We start from the raw sequence: 6,000 nt of genomic DNA on the forward strand, positions 1-6,000 counted from the left end.
AGAATGCCGACCACAGAACTACGTTCTTTCAATGACCAATTAGGATAGGCAATGGCTCATCATGATTGGTCGTTTTATAGACTATGTAGTGTAGAAGAACCAAAACAGAGAATGCCCTATTTTTGCTGTACATTAATTAGTTTTTTGAAATAAATGGCGGAACGGATCACCTATGGTAAAACCTGGTGGGGACAGCAATGGCTTAATGCCCTGACAGACATTGATGAGGAAAACCGCCTGCCACGCGGCAAGACCTACGCCAACAAAGGGGCAGTGCAGGGACTAAAAATTGATACAAATCAGATCAGCGCGTCGGTGAAGGGCACAAAACCCCGGCCATATAAAGTAAAGTTAATTGTGCCGTTATTCTCGGAGCAGGAGCGCGAGTGGTTACTGACCGAAATACAGGAAAATCCGGCCACGCTGGCGCAGCTCTTGAACCGGCAGCTGCCTCAGGAGTTGGTATCGTTTGCCGAACAACGTAACATCCGGCTGTTTCCTAGCTCATTTGATGATTTAGGGATGGGATGTTCCTGCCCTGATCATGCAGTGCCTTGCAAGCACCTGGCGGCTGTGGTCTATGTGATTGCCAATGAAATTGACCGCAACCCGTTTCTGGTCTTTTTACTCAAAGGTCTCGACATTCTCGAAGAACTCAAAAATCAGCAGGCCGATGTGGTTAGTGGAACCATGGAAGCGGTACTGTCACTACGGGAACTCGGTACCGATGATCTGCCCGACGATGAAGACTGGACGCCCGACGAAATGTCCCGCGCTCAACTCGACTTTGCGACCATTCCGCCCCTGGCCGATCAGCTGTTAGGGTTACTCCAGCCCGAGGTTACATTTACCAAAAGTGATTTCTTGAAGTCGCTCAGCAGGGCCTATAAACTGTTCAGTAAGCCAATTGATGAACAGTCGGCGACTCCTAAGCCGGTGGCAGTCAGACGTACCGTACGCACGAAAACGCAACCAGACGAACTCCCTGACCCCAGCGACAGCATTGAGCTGCAACTGGACGAGATCATGGAGGTCAAAAAGATTGGCGTTTTCACCGAACACGGTGAGCAGCGGTCGTTCGCCGATTTTGACTTGAGTGATCTTACAGATTGGCTGCAAACCCTCAACGAAGCCGACTTTGCCGAAATGAGCGATTCGGTACGGGCGCTGTATCTGACGAATCAGTTCTCCGTGGCGTTGTTACGACGCGGGGCGGTGGTGCCGCAATTGCTACGTGTTGGCCCAACGGAAGAGCAGTATAGAGTGCGCTGGCTTCCAGCTACGCTGAACGAAGCCGTTCGTTACCAGACCGAACTGCTGGCTGCCCAATTGCCTCCACTCTTGCTAACCATGCGTTGGCAGAAAGAGTGGCTCGCTCTGCCTGGTTTGCAGCAGGCGCTAACGCTTTGCTCGTTACTGATGCGTCCGCTAATCAATCAAACGACGGTTGAGCTTTGGGAGCGCTGGCCCCTCGAAGATGCCGATCGCTTGTTTTTTGGGGTAGAAACCGTACGTTTTGAAGGCTACGGAAAGCGTGAAATGCCTTTGGCCATGCAGCTCTGGCTTAATGACTTTTTTCTGACGCACAAGCGGTTCGTGCCCATTTTGGCGGTTGAAGATAGCGAGCTTGGCGATGAGTTTCGCATTAGCTTACTCATCAGGGACAACGAAGCAACCCAAACCGAAGCGCCTACTGATACTGCCAAGAAACCTGCTAAGACCAAGAAAGCTAACTCAGTGGCGTCCGTTGTGCCGCCCATTGCGTTGCGTGAGATTTTAACCGAGCGTAAACACGCCGGTATTCGTATGGCGGTGTTGCAGGATTTGCTGGTGCTGTCGCGGCACTTCCCCGACCTGGCACAACTAACTAAGACTGACGGCCCCGAACACCTGTTCTACAAATCCGGCGACTTCGTAAAGGTGCTGCTCGACACTTTGCCACAAATGCAATTGTTGGGCATCTCATTGCTATTGCCCAAGTCGTTGCGGCACTGGGTGAAGCCGGCAGTAGGCGGACGACTGCGGGCCAAATCTAAAAGGGTATCTATCAACTCATTCATGCGGCTAGACGATATGTTAACCTTCGACTGGCAGGTGGCACTCGGCGATGAGATGGTGAGCGTGAAGGAATTTCAAAGTTTGGTTAATAATTCCACTGGGTTAGTCAAAATAAAGGATCAATACGTATTAATTGATCCTAACGACCTCACTAAACTTTATAAGCAGCTTGAAACACCTCCCGAGCTAACAGGAGCAGATCTGTTGCGGGCCGCGCTTTCGGAAGAATACAAAGGAGGACGGCTCGGGCTGTCGGCTGATGTTCGTGAACTGATTAAGCAGTTTACCGAGAGTGAAGCGCAGCCTTTGCCGGAATCATTGAATGCGCAGCTTCGACCTTACCAGCAGCGTGGTTACGACTGGCTCATTCGAAACACTGCACTTGGGATGGGGAGCCTCTTGGCCGATGACATGGGCCTGGGTAAAACAGTACAAATCATAGCGTTGTTGCTGAAGTTCAAGCAGGAAGGCCGTTTTCAGAAGCAAAAAGGGCTGGTTGTTCTGCCGACTACCTTGCTCACAAACTGGCAAAAAGAGATCGCCCGGTTCGCTCCCGATCTGCGTCCGCACATTTACCACGGTTCGGGTCGCAAATTACCGGCTAAAGAATACGATTTGCTGCTGACGACTTATGGCGTAGTACGTTCGGACCTCGAAACACTGAAGAAAACCACTTGGGCGGTGATGATTATTGATGAGGCACAGAACATTAAAAATGCCGACACTGAACAGACAAAAGCCGTCAAAGCTCTGAAAGCTCAAATTCGAATTGCCCTAAGCGGTACGCCCGTTGAAAATCGGCTGTCGGAGTTCTGGAGCATTATGGATTTTGTGAATAAAGGATACCTCGGCGGGCTTAGTAAGTTTAATGAGGAGTTTGGCAAACCCATCCAGCAGGAGCGCGACCATCAGAAGCTAGATCAGTTTAGGCGCGTAACAAGTCCGTTCCTGCTCCGGCGGGTTAAAACGGACAAGACCATCATCAGCGACTTACCCGATAAAATTGAGAACAACCAGTTCTGCTCGCTCACACCCGAGCAAACCGCCTTGTATGAGAGCGTAGTGCAGGAGAGCATACGAGCCATTGAGGATAAGGAAGGTATAGCCCGACGTGGTCTGGTACTAAAACTAATGACGGCTCTCAAGCAAATTGGTAACCACCCGCATCAGTACCTGAAGGAAGGAAACACTAATCCAGCGCTTTCGGGCAAGGCGACCTTGCTGCTGAATTTGCTCGAAACGATTTATGCCAACCACGAAAAGGTGTTAATCTTTACCCAGTACCGAGAAATGGGCGAGTTATTGCAACAGTTCATCCAGCAGGCTTTTGGACAGGAGCCGCTTTTTCTGCACGGCGGAACGTCCCGCCCAGACCGCGACCAGATGGTCGAGCAGTTTCAAAAAAATCGTTCTGATCATACGTTCATTCTATCACTGAAGGCCGGCGGAACGGGCCTTAATCTGACCCAGGCTAACCACGTCATCCATTATGATTTGTGGTGGAATCCAGCCGTAGAAAACCAGGCTACCGACCGGGCTTTCCGTATCGGCCAGACGAAGAACGTACTGGTGTATCGACTGATGAACCAGGGCACACTAGAAGAAAAGATTGACGCTATGATCCGCAGTAAGAAAGAGTTAGCTGATTTGAGCGTCAAAACGGGTGAAACTTGGCTGGGCGATCTCAGCGACGATGAGTTGAAGGAATTGGTATCGTTGGGGTAAAAGCTAAAATATATAAATAGCGTGGCTTTATTCAACGAATTAACGTTAATTCGTTGAATAAAGCCACGCTATTTGTAAAAATGTTCATCAAAAGAATTCTACAGCCTATCATTGAGGGCCAGCTACGATCTAATAAAGTTATTTTATTAACGGGAGCACGGCGTGTAGGCAAAACAGTATTAATGAATCAGTTAGCTGATTCATTTAATGGTCTTAAACTTTTGCTAAATGGCGACGATCTCAGTACTGCAGATTTGCTCAATGACCGTCGTGTGGCCAGTTATCGACGTTGGCTGGGTGATACAGAATTGTTGCTCATTGACGAAGCGCAGGTAATTCCAGAGGTTGGGCGATCGTTGAAGCTTATGATTGATTCATTTGCTCATTTGACTGTTTTAGTAACCGGGTCATCTGCGTTTGACTTGACAAACAGGACAGGGGAGCCACTTGTCGGGCGGCAATTAGCATATACGCTTTATCCATTAGCCCAATTAGAATTATCGGCTACAGAAACGTACTTACAAACTCGTGACCGGCTTACAGACCGGCTTATTTTTGGAAGTTATCCGAACGTAGTGCGAATGAACAATGATAACGACCGAGTTGACTACATGAAAAGTATGGTATCGTCTTACCTGTTGAAAGACATTCTTTTATTTGAACAGGTGCGTAATGCCCATAAGATGTTACAACTGCTTCAACTAATTGCTTATCAGATAGGTAGTGAAGTGTCGAACGATGAATTGAGCCGCCAGTTGCAGCTTGATCGTAATACGGTTGTGCGCTATCTTGATCTGTTTACAAAAGTATTCATTTTGTTTCGGCTAGGCGGTTACAGTAATAATCTTCGGAAAGAAGTCACCAAGTCATCAAAGTGGTATTTTTTTGACAATGGTATCCGTAATGCGCTTATCAATAATTTTAGCCTGCCTTACCAGCGGCCCGATATGGGGGCACTTTGGGAAAATTACCTGATTGCTGAGCGCTTGAAACGTAATGCGTACCAGCGTCGTCAGGCGACAACCTACTTCTGGCGCACTTATGATCAGCAGGAACTTGATTGGCTGGAAGAACAGGATGGACAGTTGAGCGCTTTTGAAATGAAATGGAACACGAATCGGGTTCGCTTTCCTAAAGCGTTTCAAACGGCTTATCCAACCGCTTCACTCTCGGTAGTGAACCCTGACAACTATTTAGATTTTATTACATAAGCACAGGTTGATGCAGTGTTATCCATTAATGAACAATTGATTTTCTGTATGACAACCACCGCTGATATTGCCCACCAACTCGTTGCTTTTTGTCGAGAAGAAAAATTCATTGAAGCGCAGACTAATCTAATGGCCCTTGACTGCGAACAGATTGAACCGGCTCACGCTACCGCTCCCAGCGTTCGGGGGCTGACGGCCATTCTGGAGAAAGAACGGGCGTTCCAGGCCGCTGTTATTGAGGTGCACAATACGGTAATTTCTTTAGCATTTCTCTCCACTTTGACCTGACCCTACAAGGCCGTGGCCGGGTGCAGCTAGCAGAGATTGGGTTATATGAAGTTCAGAACGGCAAGATTGTTCGCGAGCAGTTTTTCTATTAGTGGCTTGCTCCCTGCAAGAAAGCGGCAATCTCCATGCCCCAGGCGATACCAATGTGAATGAGTAGTCCACCCCAGATGCTGCGGGTGCTCAGGGCTAGTACACCCAACAAATACCCGCCAAACAACGACGATACGGCTTCGCCCAGCGGTCGGCCGAAGTGAATGGCGCAATACCAGACGATCATAGGCAGTACGGCTCCCCGCCCTAATACGCGGCTCATACCAATGACGAGAAAACCACGGAAAAGGAGCTCCGTCGGTACAAAATCCCAGCCGTAGCAGAGCTCATAGATCAGCGCCGTTACCCATTCAGGTACGCTAAAAAACTCGTTGGCGTTCGTGTCGTGGTAAGTAGGGTAGTTTTGCCGTTTAGTACATAATTCGTCATTTGGATGGAAGGGCAGTCTGCTCCGGCATCGCAGTGGCGCCCCACCCCGGTCCCAAACTCATAGGTATCGCTGAAAATGAAGCACGGTACGCCGTCGCGGTTGATTCGTGACCGGGCCGATTTCTATGGCTTAAACAAACGAAGGGGTATAAAATTTATCATATTTTTCGCCCCGGCGAACTACGGCATAAATTCGATGGATGAGCTTATTACGAATGGCGTTGAGCACTAACATCTT

2 protein-coding genes and 3 pseudogenes are annotated in these 6,000 nt (G+C 48.9%); 3 read left to right on the forward strand and 2 right to left on the reverse strand.

Annotated elements, in window-relative coordinates; genetic code table 11:
- Positions 1–153 precede the first annotated feature (153 nt).
- The 3 genes and pseudogenes from ACFSUS_RS24265 (at position 154) to ACFSUS_RS24275 (ending at position 5,374) form a co-directional block, all read left to right on the forward strand.
- The gene (locus ACFSUS_RS24265; RefSeq protein ID WP_381526736.1) at positions 154–3,783 is read left to right on the forward strand and encodes an SNF2-related protein; all 3,630 of its coding nucleotides are present in this window, start codon (positions 154–156) and stop codon (positions 3,781–3,783) included.
- Positions 3,784–3,863: 80 nt separating this feature from the next.
- Positions 3,864–4,994, forward strand: coding sequence for an ATP-binding protein (locus ACFSUS_RS24270; RefSeq protein ID WP_381526738.1), 1,131 nt, complete (start codon positions 3,864–3,866; stop codon positions 4,992–4,994).
- 48 nt (positions 4,995–5,042) lie between these two features.
- Positions 5,043–5,374: pseudogene (locus ACFSUS_RS24275) on the forward strand (SnoaL-like domain-containing protein).
- On the opposite strand, the pseudogene ACFSUS_RS24280 reads toward ACFSUS_RS24275, so the two are convergent.
- Both ACFSUS_RS24280 and ACFSUS_RS29180 read right to left on the reverse strand, forming a co-directional pair.
- Positions 5,371–5,739: pseudogene (locus tag ACFSUS_RS24280) on the reverse strand (CPBP family intramembrane glutamic endopeptidase); the annotation flags it as partial. The pseudogenes ACFSUS_RS24275 and ACFSUS_RS24280 sit on opposite strands and share 4 nt — an antisense overlap.
- 153 nt (positions 5,740–5,892) lie before the next feature.
- A pseudogene (locus ACFSUS_RS29180) lies at positions 5,893–6,000 on the reverse strand (IS110 family transposase); the annotation flags it as partial.

This window comes from Spirosoma soli, assembly GCF_042684525.1.
In the GTDB taxonomy this organism is placed as follows: domain Bacteria; phylum Bacteroidota; class Bacteroidia; order Cytophagales; family Spirosomataceae; genus Spirosoma; species Spirosoma soli.